General features: G+C 70.0%; 12 protein-coding genes. 3 read left to right on the top strand and 9 right to left on the bottom strand.

Annotated elements, in window-relative coordinates; genetic code table 11:
- The first annotated feature begins 70 nt into the window (after nucleotides 1–70).
- Nucleotides 71–1,696 carry a DUF2207 domain-containing protein gene (locus tag TR33_RS19060; protein WP_234305890.1) on the top strand — a complete coding sequence of 542 codons (1,626 nt, stop codon included), beginning with the start codon at nucleotides 71–73 and terminating at the stop codon, nucleotides 1,694–1,696.
- Nucleotides 1,697–1,762: 66 nt separating this feature from the next.
- Nucleotides 1,763–3,562, top strand: a complete 1,800-nt coding sequence (locus tag TR33_RS19055; protein WP_084570287.1) for a PASTA domain-containing protein — start codon at nucleotides 1,763–1,765, stop codon at nucleotides 3,560–3,562.
- 25 nt (nucleotides 3,563–3,587) lie between these two features.
- Here TR33_RS19055 and TR33_RS19050 read toward each other — a convergent pair whose 3' ends face one another.
- The 3 genes from TR33_RS19050 to TR33_RS19040 form a co-directional block, all read right to left on the bottom strand.
- The gene (locus tag TR33_RS19050) at nucleotides 3,588–4,424 is read right to left on the bottom strand and encodes an SDR family oxidoreductase (RefSeq protein WP_042284538.1); all 837 of its coding nucleotides are present in this window, start codon (nucleotides 4,422–4,424) and stop codon (nucleotides 3,588–3,590) included.
- 131 nt (nucleotides 4,425–4,555) lie between these two features.
- Nucleotides 4,556–6,556, bottom strand: coding sequence for a helix-turn-helix domain-containing protein (locus TR33_RS19045; protein WP_042284724.1), 2,001 nt, complete (start codon nucleotides 6,554–6,556; stop codon nucleotides 4,556–4,558).
- The gene (locus TR33_RS19040) at nucleotides 6,541–7,410 is read right to left on the bottom strand and encodes a 3-hydroxybutyrate dehydrogenase (protein ID WP_199806159.1); all 870 of its coding nucleotides are present in this window, start codon (nucleotides 7,408–7,410) and stop codon (nucleotides 6,541–6,543) included. Before TR33_RS19040 ends, TR33_RS19045 begins: the two co-directional genes overlap by 16 nt.
- Before the next feature lie 233 nt (nucleotides 7,411–7,643).
- Here TR33_RS19040 and TR33_RS19035 point away from each other — a divergent pair, with 233 nt between their 5' ends.
- Nucleotides 7,644–8,903 (top strand): extracellular catalytic domain type 1 short-chain-length polyhydroxyalkanoate depolymerase, encoded by a 1,260-nt coding sequence (locus tag TR33_RS19035; protein ID WP_042284536.1) that lies wholly within the window; start codon nucleotides 7,644–7,646, stop codon nucleotides 8,901–8,903.
- Nucleotides 8,904–9,090: 187 nt separating this feature from the next.
- Here TR33_RS19035 and TR33_RS19030 read toward each other — a convergent pair whose 3' ends face one another.
- From TR33_RS19030 to TR33_RS27280, 6 genes are all read right to left on the bottom strand, one after another.
- Entirely contained in the window at nucleotides 9,091–9,576 is a 486-nt protein-coding gene (locus tag TR33_RS19030) for a MarR family winged helix-turn-helix transcriptional regulator (protein ID WP_014913523.1), read from the bottom strand.
- Between the two features lie 141 nt (nucleotides 9,577–9,717).
- Complete coding sequence (locus TR33_RS19025) at nucleotides 9,718–11,367, bottom strand: AMP-binding protein (RefSeq protein WP_042284535.1); 1,650 nt, start codon at nucleotides 11,365–11,367, stop codon at nucleotides 9,718–9,720.
- Between the two features lie 234 nt (nucleotides 11,368–11,601).
- Nucleotides 11,602–12,273 (bottom strand): hypothetical protein, encoded by a 672-nt coding sequence (locus TR33_RS19020; RefSeq protein ID WP_014909430.1) that lies wholly within the window; start codon nucleotides 12,271–12,273, stop codon nucleotides 11,602–11,604.
- Nucleotides 12,274–12,441: 168 nt separating this feature from the next.
- Nucleotides 12,442–12,903 carry a DUF6114 domain-containing protein gene (locus TR33_RS19015; protein WP_014908274.1) on the bottom strand — a complete coding sequence of 154 codons (462 nt, stop codon included), beginning with the start codon at nucleotides 12,901–12,903 and terminating at the stop codon, nucleotides 12,442–12,444.
- Nucleotides 12,894–13,553 (bottom strand): DUF6230 family protein, encoded by a 660-nt coding sequence (locus tag TR33_RS19010; protein ID WP_014909571.1) that lies wholly within the window; start codon nucleotides 13,551–13,553, stop codon nucleotides 12,894–12,896. Before TR33_RS19010 ends, TR33_RS19015 begins: the two co-directional genes overlap by 10 nt.
- Nucleotides 13,554–14,266: 713 nt before the next feature.
- Nucleotides 14,267–14,735 (bottom strand): hypothetical protein (locus TR33_RS27280; RefSeq protein ID WP_234305889.1); only part of this gene is annotated, 469 nt, incomplete at its 5' end.

Genomic DNA, 14,735 nt, shown 5'->3' with positions numbered 1-14,735 from the left:
CCGTGCTGACGGCGCTCCTGTTCACGGTCACATCACTCGCCTCTTCGGCCCCGCCTCCGCGAACTCCCTGATGGGGGACGGCATCACCCGCTACCACACCGAGGCGGAGATCCGTGAGGACGGCACGGTCGAGGTCACCGAGTCCATCACCTACGACTTCGGATACCGACCGAGTGCGGGGATCTCCCGCCACATCCCCGTCGACCTGGGAAGCGGCCCCCTGCGCTCCAGGCACGTCGAGGTGCGCGACCTGGAGGTGCGGAGCCCCACCGGGGCCGAGACCGCCCTCGATTTCGAAGGGGTGGAGGAGGGGGAACACCTCGTGCTCATCGGTCTGGAGGACTCCCCCGAGACCCATGTCACCAAGGAACAGACCTACGAGATCTCCTACACCCTGGTCGGCGCGATCGTCGAGCGGAGAGGACACGACGAGTTCCATTGGAACTTCGTCGGGAGCGAGTGGGACGTCCCCAAGGACGACGTCTCGGTCGAGATCACCGCCCCCGAGATCAGCGATCTCTCCTGCCATCGAAAGGTGGAAGGAGAGGACCGTGGCTGCCACGGGTTCGAGCATGACGGGACGACCGCCGTCGTATCCCCGTCCTTCCTGTCCGAGGACGAGGGGATGGCCGTCACCGTGTCCCTACCGTCGGGGGCCGTGGACACCTCGGCCGTCCTGACCGAGCTCAACGACTTCTGGCGTCCCGCCCTCTGGTCGGGTTCCCTCGCCCTGCTCATGCTCGTCCTGGCGATCGCCTGCCCGATGTACCGGGCCCTGGCGGAGACGCGAGCCCGCCGGAGGATGCCCGATCTTCCCCGGGATCTGCACCCGTTGACCGCGTACTCGATGCTCCACGATCGGGTGCGGGTCTCGAGGGCCGCCCTGATCCTCCTCGCCCTCTCGGAGGAGAAGGGGCGGATGGTCTCCGAGCCCGCACCCGAAGCGCCGGGTGGCCGACTCTTCCACCTGCGGATCGACGAGCCGAACCCCGCCCGGGGGCGAGCGGAGGAGCGGTTGCTCCACAAGGTCTTCGAGAGTGGGCGCACCATCGGCCTGGACACACTCGTCTCCTCGCTCGACCGGAGCGCGGGGAGAGAGTTGTTCAAGGCCACGATCGCCGAACGGCGGGGGTTCATGAAGCTCACCGACCCCGAGCGCTGGACGACGTTCATCGTCACCGTGATCGTCCTCGCGGGGGTCTTCGTGTGCTTACTGGTCGGTGAACTGGTCGAGTTGTCGATATCCGGCGAGGCCACGGCCGGTCTCGGCCCGATCCTCCTGGCGACCCCGTTCATGATGATCGGCCTCTGGCGCGGCAAGACGTTCTCCCGTTTCACCGCCACCGGTCGGCACCTGAGGGACCTCTTGGACCAGGCCCGGAAGGCGGTTCTGGATCGGGGGCCGAACTCCACGGCGGCCGTGCCCTCGTTCGAGCTCGCTCTGGGCGGGGTCGACACACGGGAGGTGCCGAGAGAACGGCGGAGAACCCTGGTCTCTCCCTTCCACTACCGCGACCCTTCCTCCGTGGCCTGGTGGGACGCCCGGCTCCTCTCCTCCATGGGGTCCGAAGCGCCCTCCGGGCCGAGACGGGGGTGGGTGTTCTCCTCCCATCACCCCTCCTCCTTCCACTCCTCCGGCGGCTCGGGCGGCTTCGGCGGGGGTGGTGGAGGAGGCGGGGGCGGGGGCCGCCGCTGATCGAGAGCGGACGAACGGGCGACACGGAGGGTCACTGTCCACATTCGGCCTGATGGGGGCAGTGATGTGTGGTTTCGGCACCATAGAATCCGGAACACGACCCCCGATCCCCTCACCGGTCTCGTTCTGCACGGTCGAGTGCTCCTCGAAGACCGGATCCACGGTGACGACACGGTGGCCGTGTACTCCGGCAAGGACACGACCTCCGGACTCCCCGTGACCGTGACCCTCCTCGACCCCGCGGCGGGCGCCGATCCCGCGATCGCGCACGCCTTCCTCGGACGGGCGCAGAGCCTCGCCGGAACCGACGCGCCCGGGCTGGTCCGGGCCCTGGGAGACGGGCGCGACGGCGACCACGTGTACATGGTCACCGGGGCGGCCCGGGGCGAGAGCCTGAAGGCCCTGCTCACCGCCGAGGATGGGAACGATCGCTACGGGCCGCGTACGGCCCTGTCGATCGTGGCCGATGTGCTCGCCGTCCTCGCGGAGGCCCACGACCAGGGGTTCGTCCACGGCGGTCCGGGACCGGAGGACGTCCTCTTGGACGAGGACGACCGGGTACTCGTCACCGGGGTCCGCATGGTCGGTGCGGAGGAGGCGGACCCGCGCACCGACGTCCACGCCGTCGGGCTGCTGCTGTACACGCTCCTGACGGGGGAGTTCCGGGGCGGAGAGGGCGAGGCTCCGCGCCCCTCGGCGGTGGTGCCCGGGCTCCACCCCGACCTGGACATGCTCGTCGCCAACGCCACCGATCCCAACCCGCGTTACCGGCCGCGCGACGCGGGCCGCTACCTCACCCTGGTCGAGCAGGTCCTCCGATCCCTCCCCGAACCGGGGGAGGGGCCGGAGGAGAACGTGAGCACCCGCCCGATCCCCGTGATCGAAGGCGCGGAGGCGGGCCCCGCGGATCGGAGGCGGCCTCCGCCCCCATGGCGTCGGATCCCCGTCCTGGTGGGCGCCGGCGTTCTGGTCCTCGGTCTGTTCGCGGGGTTCCTGTTCCTCGGATCCGACGACGAGCTCGTGCTGCCCGACCTCGTCGGTCTCTCGGTGGAGAGCGCCGAGGACGAACTGGAGTCCCTGGAGTACGGACTGCGTCCCTCCTACGAGGAGGACTACAGCGACGACGTCGAACCGGGCGCGGTCGCCGTGACCGAGCCGGCCGCCGGCGTGGTGGTGGAACAGGGGAGTCGGATCCTGCTGTCGATCTCCGTCGGCCCCCGGTACGTCGAGGTCCCCGCCGTGGTGGGCGAGAGCGAGACCGAGGCCCGTGACCTTCTGCGCGCGGCCGGGTTCACCTCCGTGGAGATCGTCCAGGAGCACTCCTCCGAACACGACCCCGGCACCGTCCTGTCCTCCACCCCCGAGGTGGGGGAGGAGGGGGACCGGGAGGGTGAGATCACCCTCAACGTCAGCGAGGGCACCATCGTCCCCTCTCTCGTCGGGATGGCGCGCGCCGATGCCGTCTTCGCCCTCGAAGGGCTGAGGCTGCGGGCCGGTGTGGTGGAGACGCCCGACGACACCGCGCCGGAGGGCGAGGTCATCGGGCAGGACCCCGAACCCGGCACGATCGCGGCCGAGGACCAGGAGGTCGTCCTGACCGTCTCCTCCGGCCCGGACGAGGGGGCCGGACAGGAGGAGACCGAGGTCGAGGAGGAGGCCGGCGACGCCGGATCCGAACCGGGGTCGGGAGGCGGGGGTCCGAACGCCGTGTGCTCCGGTCAGCCCTGGAAGGAGCACAAGGTCTACGACGACGGTGACGTCGTCCATTACGAGGGGCGCTTCTACGAGGCGCGCTGGTGGGTCAGGGGAGACCCGCCGAGCGCCTCCGGTGAATGGGGGCCCTGGGCCGACCAGGGGCCGTGCTGAGCGGAGACCTCGCCCCCGGCGGAGGTCACCCCTCGGGGGCGAAGTCGGCCCGATGGTCCCCGACCCACTCCCGGTAGGTCAGGGCGGGGCGTCCCAACACGCGGGGGACGTCCTGGGAGACGGGTTCGACCACATCGACGTTGGCCGACCAGTGGGAGAGGAGCTGGTCGGCGAACTCCTCCCCCACCCGCTCGACGAGCCCGTCCCGGGCCTCCTCCGGTGACTGCTCCACCCACCGTGTCTCGCGACCGATGACCTCGCCGATCACGCGCACCTGCTCCGCCTGGCCGATCGATTCGGGGCCGGTCACCGTGTAGGCACGGCCCACGTGGTCCGGATCGACCAGGGCCCGGACCGCCATCGCCGCGACGTCCTTCTCGTGGACCAGGGAGCGCCGGGCCCGGCCGAACGGCTCCTCGACCACGCCGCGCCGGACCCCCTCCACCCAGAGCAGGGTGTTGGTGGCCAGCCCGCTCACCCGGAGGAAGGTCCATTCGGGCACGTTCCGTCGGACCAGGGTCTCGACGGCGCCCCAGACCCCGCCCTCCTCGGCTCCCTGCGCGGACAGGTACACCACTCGGGGGACGCGTCCTCCCAGCGCCTCGACGACCTCGGCCGCCCCCTCCGCCTCGTCGTCCGTGCCGGGCCACACCAGGTAGACGGCGGAGGCCCCCTCGGCCGCGGCGGCCACGTCCTCGGGATCGGTGGTCCGTCCTCGCACGATCTCCGCGCCGGCGGGCAGGGCGGCGCGCTCCGGGTCCCGGGTCATGGCACGGGCGGGGATCCCCTCCGCGAGCAGGCCCGCCACCACGTGGCGCCCCGTGTTCCCTGTGGCTCCTGTGACCAGAACGGGTGCGGTCATCGTCTCTCCTCCGTCGGTGGAGACCGGGCGCGATCCCGGCCGAGCGCCTTTCGGTGCTCAGGAACCACTCAACGACCTCAACAAAGGTAGAGGTCAAGCCCTTCGGGGAACGTCCTCTGTCCGTGTTCTCGTCAACCGCCGTCCTGCTCGCCGAGCAGATCCACACCCTTGTCGAGTAGACCGTGCAGATGGAGGGCGAGCTGTAGTTCGAGCGCGCGGTCGGGACGCTGCCAGTCCTCCCCGATGAGCCGACCGATCCGCTCCAGACGCTGAGCCACCGTGTTCACGTGGACGTGCAGGTCGTCCTTGGCGCGAGAGAGGTTGCCCCCGGCCGCGAAGTAGGCGCGTAGTGTCCTCACCAGCAGGGTTCCTCGTTCGGCGTCGTACTCCAGAAGCGGCCCCAGGGCGGTCGCCACGAATCCGGGCACGTCGCGGTCCCGGCTCAGCAGCAGCCCGGAGAAGCCGAGGTCTTCGGTGGTGGCGGTGTCCCCCGTGCGCCCCAGCGCCCTCAGGGTCTGTAGACATCGGACCGCCTCGGTGAACGCGCTCCGGAAGGATTCCGGGCCTCGGGTGGGGCCGGCCAGCCCGGCCGTCACCGGACCGTTGACGGCGGTGGTCAGCTCGGTCGTCACCCTGCGGCCCGTGTCCGAGGGGTCCGTGCCGGGCAGGGCCAGCACCAGTCGGCCTCCCCTGACCGCGGCCAGGCCCCCGGTCGTCTCGGCGGCGAAGGCCGCGGCCGAACGCAGTCGTTGCGGGTCGCCTCTCGGTGCCTCGGCCACCACCAGGACGTGCGGGGCGTCCAGGTCCGTGTGGAGCAGCGCGGCCCGTTGACGCAGGGACTCCGGATCGCGGGCGGGCATCTCCAGGAGTTCGTTCAGCAGGTCGCCTCGGACCCGGTGCTCGGTCTCGCTCACCGAGCGGCGGATGAGCAGCAGGAGAGCGGTCACCATCGCGGCCCGCTCCAGCACGCGCTGATCGGTGCCGTCCAGTTCCACCCCGTGGAGCACGAGCGTCCCCAGCGGCTCGGTCCCCGCCGCCGCCGTGGCCACCCACGCCTCCCCCACGGATACGGCACGGCCACCGGCCAACGAGGCGCGGGCCGCCTCGGAGAGCGCCTCGTCCCCCTCCGCCAAGGGGTCCCCTCCGGGGGAGAACCCGCCGGCCGTCCCCTCGGGAGAGGCGGTCACCGAGGTGTCGGAGACCCGGTCGTGGACACGCACCGTTCCCCCCAGCACCTCGGCGACCGCGGCCGCGACCTCCCGCACACCGCCACCGCTCAACACGAGGTCGGTGAACCGGTCGTGCGCGTTCGCCGACCTCTCCACCGACGCCGTGTGCCGTTGCAGACGTTCGTTCACGACGTGCAGTTCGTCCAGGGCCCGGCGGGTGTCGTCGATGAGGTTGGCGTTGTCGATCGCGATCGCCGCGTGGGTGGCCAGGGACGACAGCAGGGCCACCTCCGAGTGCGCGAACGGCCGCTCTCGTCGGTTGGCCGCGAACAGCACCCCTACTCGGCGCCCGTTCATCCGCAACGGCACGCCGAGGATCGCCACCAGCCCCTCCTCGCGCACCCCGTCGTCGATGTTCTGAGCGTGCTCGAAACGGGGGTCCGCGAAGTAGTTGGCGGTCACGTAAGGCAGCGACGTGCTGGCCACCAGACCGCCCAGGCCCTTGCCCGGGGCCAGACGGAGCCGCTGGAAGGTGGCCGAGACCGACCCCGACGTCACCCGCATGTAGGTGTCGCCGGCCTCCGGATCGCTCAGGGTCAGGTACGCCACGTCCGTCCCGAGCAGATGCCGGGCCCGCTCCACGATCGCCCGCAGCACCTGGTCGAGACTGCTCATCCCGGCCAGATCGTTGGCGGTCTCGAAGAGCGCGCTCAACTCCGACTCCCGCCGTTGCCGATCGCGCAGCACCGACCGGACCCGCAACGCCGCCATCTTCGCGTTCTCCAACGCGGCGATCGTCTCCGCGTCCGCCCCGTCCGAGCGCGCGCGCAGCACCGGCCGTTCGTACTCCACGGCCGGCGCGTCACGCAGCAGGAGTCCGAGGTAGAGGGCCTGCCGTTCGGCCTCCGATCGCTCCGGGGAGGTGTCATGGGATCCGGGGGAGGTGCTCAGCTCGAACTCCAGGCTCCGTCGATGGGCAGGGACGCCCCGTTGACGAACGAGGCGTCGTCGGAGCACAGATAGGCGACCATCTCGGCCACCTCGGACGGTTCGATCAGCCGTTTCACGGGGGTGCGGGCCAGAAGCACCTCCGAGACCACACGGTCCTCGGGGAGGCCGTGCGCCTCGGCCTGCTCCGCGATCTGCCGCTCCACCAGGGCGGTCCGCACGTATCCGGGGTTCACACAGTTGGAGGTCACCCCGTGTGGGGCGCCTTCGAGCGCGACCACCTTGGAGAACCCCTCCAGCCCGTGTTTGCCGGCCACGTACGCCGACTTGTAGGCGGAGGCGCGGAGGCCGTGCACGGACGAGATGTTGACGATCCGGCCCCAGCCGCGCTCGTACATGTGCGGCAGGGCCCCGCGCACCACGCGGAACGGTGACTCGACCATGAGTCGAAGGATGAGGGAGAAACGCTCCGGAGGGAAGTCCTGTACGGCGGCGACCGTCTGCACCCCGGCGTTGTTCACCACGATGTCGGATCCCCGCGCCGCCTCCTCGGCGGCGTCCAGGTCGGTCAGGTCCAGTTCCACCGGTTCGCCCACGCCCAGTTCGGCGAGTTCGGCGAGGGCGGCGCCATCGATATCGACCAGACGGACGGTGGCTCCGGCGTCGGCCAGACGCGTCGCGCACGCCCGCCCGATACCGCCGGCGGCACCGGTCACCAGAGCGGTCCTTCCGGTCAGGTCGACTCGTGTGGTGTGAGAGGTCGATGAGACCTGGGGGGTCGACGGGCCGGAGATGTCCGGAGTGGTGCCAAGGGCGCCGGGCCCGGTGGCCTGTCGCGCGTCGTCCCGCGGGGGCTCGTGCGTCGTCATGCCAGAAAACTAGGCGCGGTCCGCGTCACGGGGGATAGACCCGGAACACACACCCCCGGGTCTTCTCATGTGGATCGTGCCCATGCCCGACCGGGCGCCTGTGGACTTCCCACCCGTCGATCCACTGTGACCGGAGTCTCACATACATGTCGCGCGGATCACTTGAAGTCTAGGCTTCGACGCACCGGTTCGGCCGAACCTCCCGCTCGTCGCCCCACTTCCGGAGCCGCACCATGCACCCCCACGCCCACCGGATCCTCCCCGACACCGGACCACCGATCCCGGCCCGCCTCGGCGCCCCCGCCCTCTCCGTGGTCGCCGTCCTCCTCCTGGCCCTGGCCGTCCTGGTCGTCACGGCACCGCGCGCCTCGGCCGCCGAACTCACCCCGGTGCCCTCCTTCGGGGCCGACCCCGGGAACCTCGCCATGTACGAGTACGTTCCCGATGGCCTCTCCGACGGGGCGCCCCTGGTCGTCCTCCTGCACGGCTGCACGCAGAGCGCAGCCGACTACCACCGCTCCTCCGGATGGGCCGAGCAGGCCGAGAGCTCCGGCCCGGCCCTCGTCTACGCCGAGCAGAGGACGGCCAACAACGCGAACCGGTGCTTCAACTGGTTCGAGCCCGGCGACGTGGCCCGAGGCTCCGGAGAGGCCCGATCGATCGCCTCGATGGTGGAGTCCGCCGTCTCCCGTCACGGCCTGGACACCGACCGCGTCTTCGTCTCGGGGCTGTCCGCCGGCGGCGCGATGACCGCCGAACTCCTGGCCGCCTACCCCGACCTCTTCGCCGGCGGCGGCATCGTCGCGGGTGTGCCGGTGGGATGCGCGTCCGGCATGATCGACGCGTTCACCTGTATGAACCCCGGGAAGAGCCTGACCCCGCAGCAGTGGGGCGACCGGGTCCGGGCCAAACTCCCCGACGGCGCCGAGCCGCCCCGCGTGGCGATCTGGCATGGAACCGCCGATACCACCGTCTCCCCGGCCAACGGAAGGTCGAGTGTCGCCCAGTGGGTGAACGTCCTGGGACTTCCCTCCGAACCCGACGGCACGGAGAGCCTGCCGGGGCCCACCACCGTCGAGTACTACGGCGGAGGAGCGGAGGACGCCGCGGTCGCCTATTTCTCCGTCGCGGGGATGGGGCACGGGACCCCGGTCGACCCGTCCGCCGGATGCGGTGCCGCCGGCGCCCACTTCCTCGACACGGTCTGTTCCGCCGGGTACACCGCGCTGTTCTGGGGCATCGGGGGGAGCGACGGGGGACCCACGGATCCGCCGACCGGTGAACCCACCGGTGAACCGACCGAGGGGCCCGCGGGGGAGTGCGTGACGGCGAGCAACCACACCCACGTCGCACAAGGGCGGGCCGAACACCGTCTCGGATACGCCTACGCGCTCGGGTCCGGTGACCCGCTCGGGCTGTGGAACACGGCCGTGCGGACCTCGCTGACCGAGACCGCCGCCGGCCACTGGGAACTCACTCCGGGCGGCTGCTGAGAGGCGGACCCGCGAGTGATCGGGGCCGCGCGATCCCGATCCGGGGCGACCCGTGCGGGTGGACAGGCAGGCCCATCCGCACGGGACGCCCTTCTTCTCTCGGTGACGGGCACGACCCCCGTGGTGCCCGCCCGCCGCCTCTTCGGCCTCGCCGCGGGGGCGAGGCCGAAGAGGGCGCGCTCCGACCTCAGGGTCCCTCGGTGACGCGGGCCTCGCCCGCGAGCACGTTGGTGGTCAGTCGGCGCAGCGCGAGTCTGGTCGCCTCGAATTCCTCTTCGGGCAGGTCGATCACCCGTCCGATGGCCTCCGGGACGCCTCGGGCCCGTTCGCGCAGAGCGGCCCCCTCCTCGGTGAGGGTGACCCGTACCGAGCGCTCGTCCTCGGGGTCCCGCTCCCGCCTGAGCAGACCATTGGTCTCCAGGCGCTTGAGCAGGGGGGTGAGCGTCCCGTAGTCGAGTTGGAGTACGGCCCCGATCTCCTTGACCGAACACTCCCCTCGTTCCCACAGGAGCATCATCACGAGGTACTGCGGGTAGGTCAGACCGAGCGGGTCCAGCAACGGTCGATAGAGGTTCGTGACAGCCCGGGACGCCGCGTACAGTGCGAAGCACATCTGCTCGTCGACTCGCGGGAGTTCGAAGTCGCCCTCCTGGGCGGGATCTCGGTCCGGCATCATGTCACATCGTAGTAACCCCGCACCCGATGTCAAAGCCCACGATTTAATCGTGCGCAAGGAATATGGGGCGTTCGTGACGAGTCGCCGCACAAGTGGGCACAACGGTGCCGGTGCGTTCCCGCACCGACACCGAACGACCTAGCCCTCCTCGGCTCCGCGCGCGCCGTCGGGGAGCCTGCGCTTGACCACCTTCCCGGTGGCGTTGCGCGGCAACTCCTCCAGCACCACCACGTCCCGTGGCACCGAGAAACGCCCCAAGACCTCGCGCACGTGCAACCTCAGCCGGTTCGGGTCGACGAAACGCCCCTCATAGGGAACGACGTACGCGGCGAACCGCTGCCCGAACTCCTCGTCGGGCACCCCCGCGACCGCCACCTCGCGCACCTCGGGCAGGGCCACGATCGCCTCCTCCACCGGCCGGGGGAACACGTTCTCCCCGCCCGAGACGATCATGTCGTCGTCCCGACCGGCCACGTGCAATAGACCGTTCCCGTCCACGTACCCCCGGTCGCCGGTCTCCATCAGATCCCCGGACATCCGCTTGTGGCCACCGTTCGTGTAGCCGTCGAAGAGCATCTCGTTCCCGACGTGGATGGCGCCCTCGACCCCGGGAGGGACCTCCCGGCCCTGTTCGTCCAACACCGCCAGCCGCGTACCGAGAGGAGCCCTTCCCGCCGTGGTGGGGGCGGAACGCAGCTCTTCGGGCGTGGCGATCGTCGCCCACGACACCTCGGTCGACCCGTACAGGTTGTAGACCACGTCCCCGAACGCGTCCATGAAGTCGCCGATCAACCGGGGATCCATCGCCGATCCGCTGCACGCCACGATCCTCAGTGAGGAGGTGTCGTACCGCTCCCGCGTCGACCTGGGAAGATCCATGATCCGCCGCAGCATCACCGGTACCGCGAACAGGGCCGTGCACCGCCGCTCCTCGATCGTGCGCAGCACGTCCTCGGGCTCGAACAGACGACGCGTCACCAACGTGGCCCGCAACGACATCCCCAACTGGACCCCGGCCAGCCCCCACGTATGGAAGATCGGCGCCGACACCAGGATCCGATCACGGGAGTTCAACGGGATCCGGGACAACACCGAAGCCGCGTCCTGGGGGCCCTTCGGGGTCGGGCGCCGCGCCCCCTTCGGCGCCCCCGTCGTCCCGGACGTCAGCACGATCAACCGCCCCGGCCGCTCCGGCGGCTCCGGGTCGGGCCCCGAGATCTCCCCCGCCTCCGTCGGCACCCGGGGACCGGGAACGTCCGGCTCCCCCCACGCCGTCACCCGGGGGAGCCCCTCCGGCAACCCCCGGCACAACCCCTCGAACTCCTCGTCCACGACCAGCAGGGACACCTCGTGCCGCTCGATCACCTCGGCCAGCGGCCCGGCGGCCAGCCCGGTGTTCAAGAGGACCACGTCCGCGCCGAGACGGCCGCAGGCGACGGTGGCCTGCACCAGACCCGAGTGATTACGACACAGGAGTCCCACCCGGGCCCCCGGACGCACCCCCATGTCGTACAGCTCCCGGGCGAAACGCCGGGCCAACAGGTTCATCCGGCCGAAGGTGACGCTCCCCCCGTCATCGATCACCGCGATCCGACCCGGATCACGTTCACCGGCGGCCGCGTAGCCGCCCGCGATGGTGGCGCCCCAGGTGCGTAACCGGCCGAGCTGCCGGACGATCCTGTCGGGGCGGCCGGGGGAGATGACACCGGCCCGGACGAGCACGCCCACCACCTTCAGGGCGTGGCTCAACCTGGACCGGGCGGACGGGACACCGACGTGGGACGCCATGAGGTCTCCGAGGGGGTGTACGGGGACGGGCGAAGCGGTCCGCGCCCTCCGAGGAGCCTTCGCCTCATGACTCCACGGAGTACTGCGACCGTAGGTGAACGAACGGGCCGTGTCTTCGTCCCCATGTGAGCGAGCGTCGGTGGATCGTTGTCACCCGTATGAGCGCTCGAGGCGTGACGGGACATGGGGGACCGGGCCGGCGCGGCGGCGCCGACCCGGTCGGAGAGAGGACGATCAGCCGGTCACGGTGATCGGCGCGGAGGGATCGTCGGCGTTGGTCACCTCATAGGTGGCGGTGAACCCGGCCTCGTCGGTGTCGGGACAGCCCAGGCCGCCCTCCACCACCACGGGGGCCGTGGTGTCGAAGGCCAGGGTCGAGGCGGGGTCGCCGTTGGTCCACGTGCCGGCGATGGCGACGTCGGCGTCCGGACTCACCGTCGCGGTGCACGAGGCCAGACCGCTCGTGGTCACCACGATGCCGCCGGCCGGAACCGTCATGGAACCGGTCGAGGGCTCTCCCGCGAGCATCGACATCTCCCACACCGGGTCGTTCACGGTGACGGTGGCGTTCACCAAGGGCATGTTCGTGTCGCAGTCCTCGAAGGTCGGCGCGTTGATCGCCCCGGAGACGGCCCCGTCCGGGTTGTGGTTGTCCGGCGCCTCGGGAACGAGGTTGTTACCGTCCCCCGGAGCGGAGACGGAGACACCACAGGTGACGAGCGTTCCGCCCGCGTCGAAGGTCGCCGTGCCGGTCAGAGCGGCCTCGAAGGAGGCACCGGCGGGTTCGACGGTGGTCGGGCCCTGTTGCGCAGCCAGGGCGGAACCGCCCCAGGCCAGGGCCAGGGCCCCGGCGGCGCAGACGGCCAGGACGGAGGAGTTGCGGGATCTCGGTCGCGGAACCGACATGGTTACTCCTTGTGATGACTGCCGGGCGTCGTGGACGCCCGGCGCGACTGGGGTGCTGTACGCGCCGACGTAGGTGGACGGAACTTGCCGGTGGACCACCGGGACACGTGGCGGACCGGACGGCCGGACCACGTGCCCCGGACACTGAGATGCCGGGGGAGGGGCCGATCAGGGTTCGAACGGAGGGAGCGGGACGGTCTCTCGCGCCCGCCGGGTCCTCGAGGCCTCGCCCTTCCCGCGCCGCCCCCGCTTCCGTCGAGGCGGGCGTGCGACCGGGCGCCAGGCGAAGGCCAGACCCCCGCCCGCCAGGGCCAGAAGGGTCCCGATCACGAGACCGCCGAGGTTGGACAGGACGAGCGCGCCCAACGCCACGAACCCGGCGAGACTGCCGGTGATCACGTGCTGGTTCGGGGTGCACCAGGTGATCAGTCCGAGGACGACCAACATGCCGGCGAAGAGCAGGGTGGAGACGGAACCGACGCCAAGGTAGACCATGAGCTCCACCGGCAGACCGGCGATCAGCACCATCTCGATCCCGGCGAGGATCATCAACAGCCCCCCGGAGAAGGGGCGACGCCGACGCCAGCGGGACCAGGCCTCCCACGACCTTCGAAGCGGACTCAGAAGCACTCGTCATCCCCCAGGGAGACGCCGAGGCTCAGGTTGTGCAGTCGGAAGGTGCCCGCGGAGGCGGCCCACGCGGTCTGTTCCAGGTTCTCGACCCGGATCACGTCCGACTGCATGCCGAACAGGTCGGTGTGCCCCTGCCCGCGTCCGAGACCTTGGGGCCCCTTGTCCAGGGTGGAGGCGTCCCTGCCGATCTCGATGTTGTCGAACTCGGCGTCGCCGTCCATCTGTTCCATGTCGATGACCAGGTCGGAGGCGCGCACCGGGGTGCCCGCGTCGCCGGCGGTCAGCATCAGGGAGATGGGTCCGACCATGGGGAACTCGGTGGTCAGCACCGATTGGCAGAGGCCGACGATCTCGGCCTCGCGGATACCGGCGACCGCCACGGGTACCGCCTCGTCGCGGACGGTGGCGTCGATCCAGCCGAACTGGGCGAACCCCTGGCCGGTCATCTCGTCGGCCGAGATCTTGAACTGCTGGCTGGAGATGCTGAAGGTGGCCGCGAGAGCCCCACTGGCCATCGCCACCAGGATTCCGCCGATCGCGGCTCCGGCGGGAACCGAGAAGAGAGCGAACCTCTTCCAGCTGATGTGACTCTCGGGTGCCCGGTCCGTGTCGGTCGGGGGCGCCTTGTCGGGGGATGTGGTGTCCATGCGTGTCCTTCCACAGGGTGCATGGCCGCGCTGCGCCTGTCGTCCCCCCGAACACCCGACACGCGGCCTGTTCCGGTCACTCGCGCCGGAGCGAGGGACCGAAGCGGAAACTGTTCCGATAAGCCGACATCATGTATCGGCCTTCGGGGGATTTCAAGGGCCTTTCGACAACTTTCTCTGCCTTTTCGGATTCCGCGATGAAATGATCTTCGTCCCTTCGCCTGTGGGGCCCTGGCCTGCTTCGACGTGGGTGAAAAGGGGGAACTCGCCCCTGATCGAAGCCCCCTCCGTTCCACGGGTGTCGTTCCGATCGAAACGGTGGGGTGCTTTTCCGTTGTCAGGGACATGAGCGTTGTCGGGTGCCCGTTTCATCAGTTCGGTGAGTGGCTGAGGTGGAGGGGAGAGCGATGGGGAGGGAGGGGAGGAAGGGAGGGTGACCCGTCTCGCCTCGCGCGCGAGGGCGCGGGCGCGCGAGAGACAGGGTGTGGGGCGGGAGGGGGTGTGGAGAAGGTCGGGGAGGGCGGGAACGGGGTGGGGGAGCCTCGGCGGGAGACGGGGCGACGCCGGTTCTCCGGTGACCGCCGACACAGGCGACTCGGTTTGCTCGGGTCCCGGAGTGGGGGTAGTGTTCTCCGAGTCGCCACGGGACGGCGAGCGGGAACCTCGGGTTCACCGTTCGGAACCGGGCCGTGAACTCTCGACACTTCTCTTTCTCAGCCGAAACGGTTCGGGCACTGCCCGGGGCATGTAGGATGAAAGAGTCGCTTCCCGGAAGCCTCCACCACAAAGGCGGAGAACAAAGGAAGCAAACGGGCTTTACCCCGATCGGGAACACCGAAAACCGCCGAGTTGCGGGACACGGAATACCTGATAAAGTAAAGACACAACACAGCGGGAAACACCGGAAACGGTGCGAACGCGAACAAAGCCTTCCACGGAAGAGCGGAACGGGACACTGGTCCTGGAGCTTGTACGGGAAGCGTGATTGTTTCTTGAGAACTCAACAGCGCGTGTTTGATTTTCTTTAAGCCATGTTTGTTTTGGCCCCGACCACACTTCGGTGTGGAGGGTTCCTTTGATTGGTCACGAGAGTGACCGGTCAGGATTTCTTCTAGGTTTACCCTTCCCAGGCTGATCTTCGGGTCGCCGGGTCGGGTTGAGTGACCTTTATGGAGAGTTTGA

Source organism: Nocardiopsis alba (assembly GCF_000710955.1).
Taxonomy (GTDB): Bacteria; Actinomycetota; Actinomycetes; order Streptosporangiales; family Streptosporangiaceae; genus Nocardiopsis; species Nocardiopsis alba.
The sequence above is the reverse complement of the archived record's forward strand: the minus strand, read 5'-3'. Positions and strand labels throughout refer to the sequence as shown.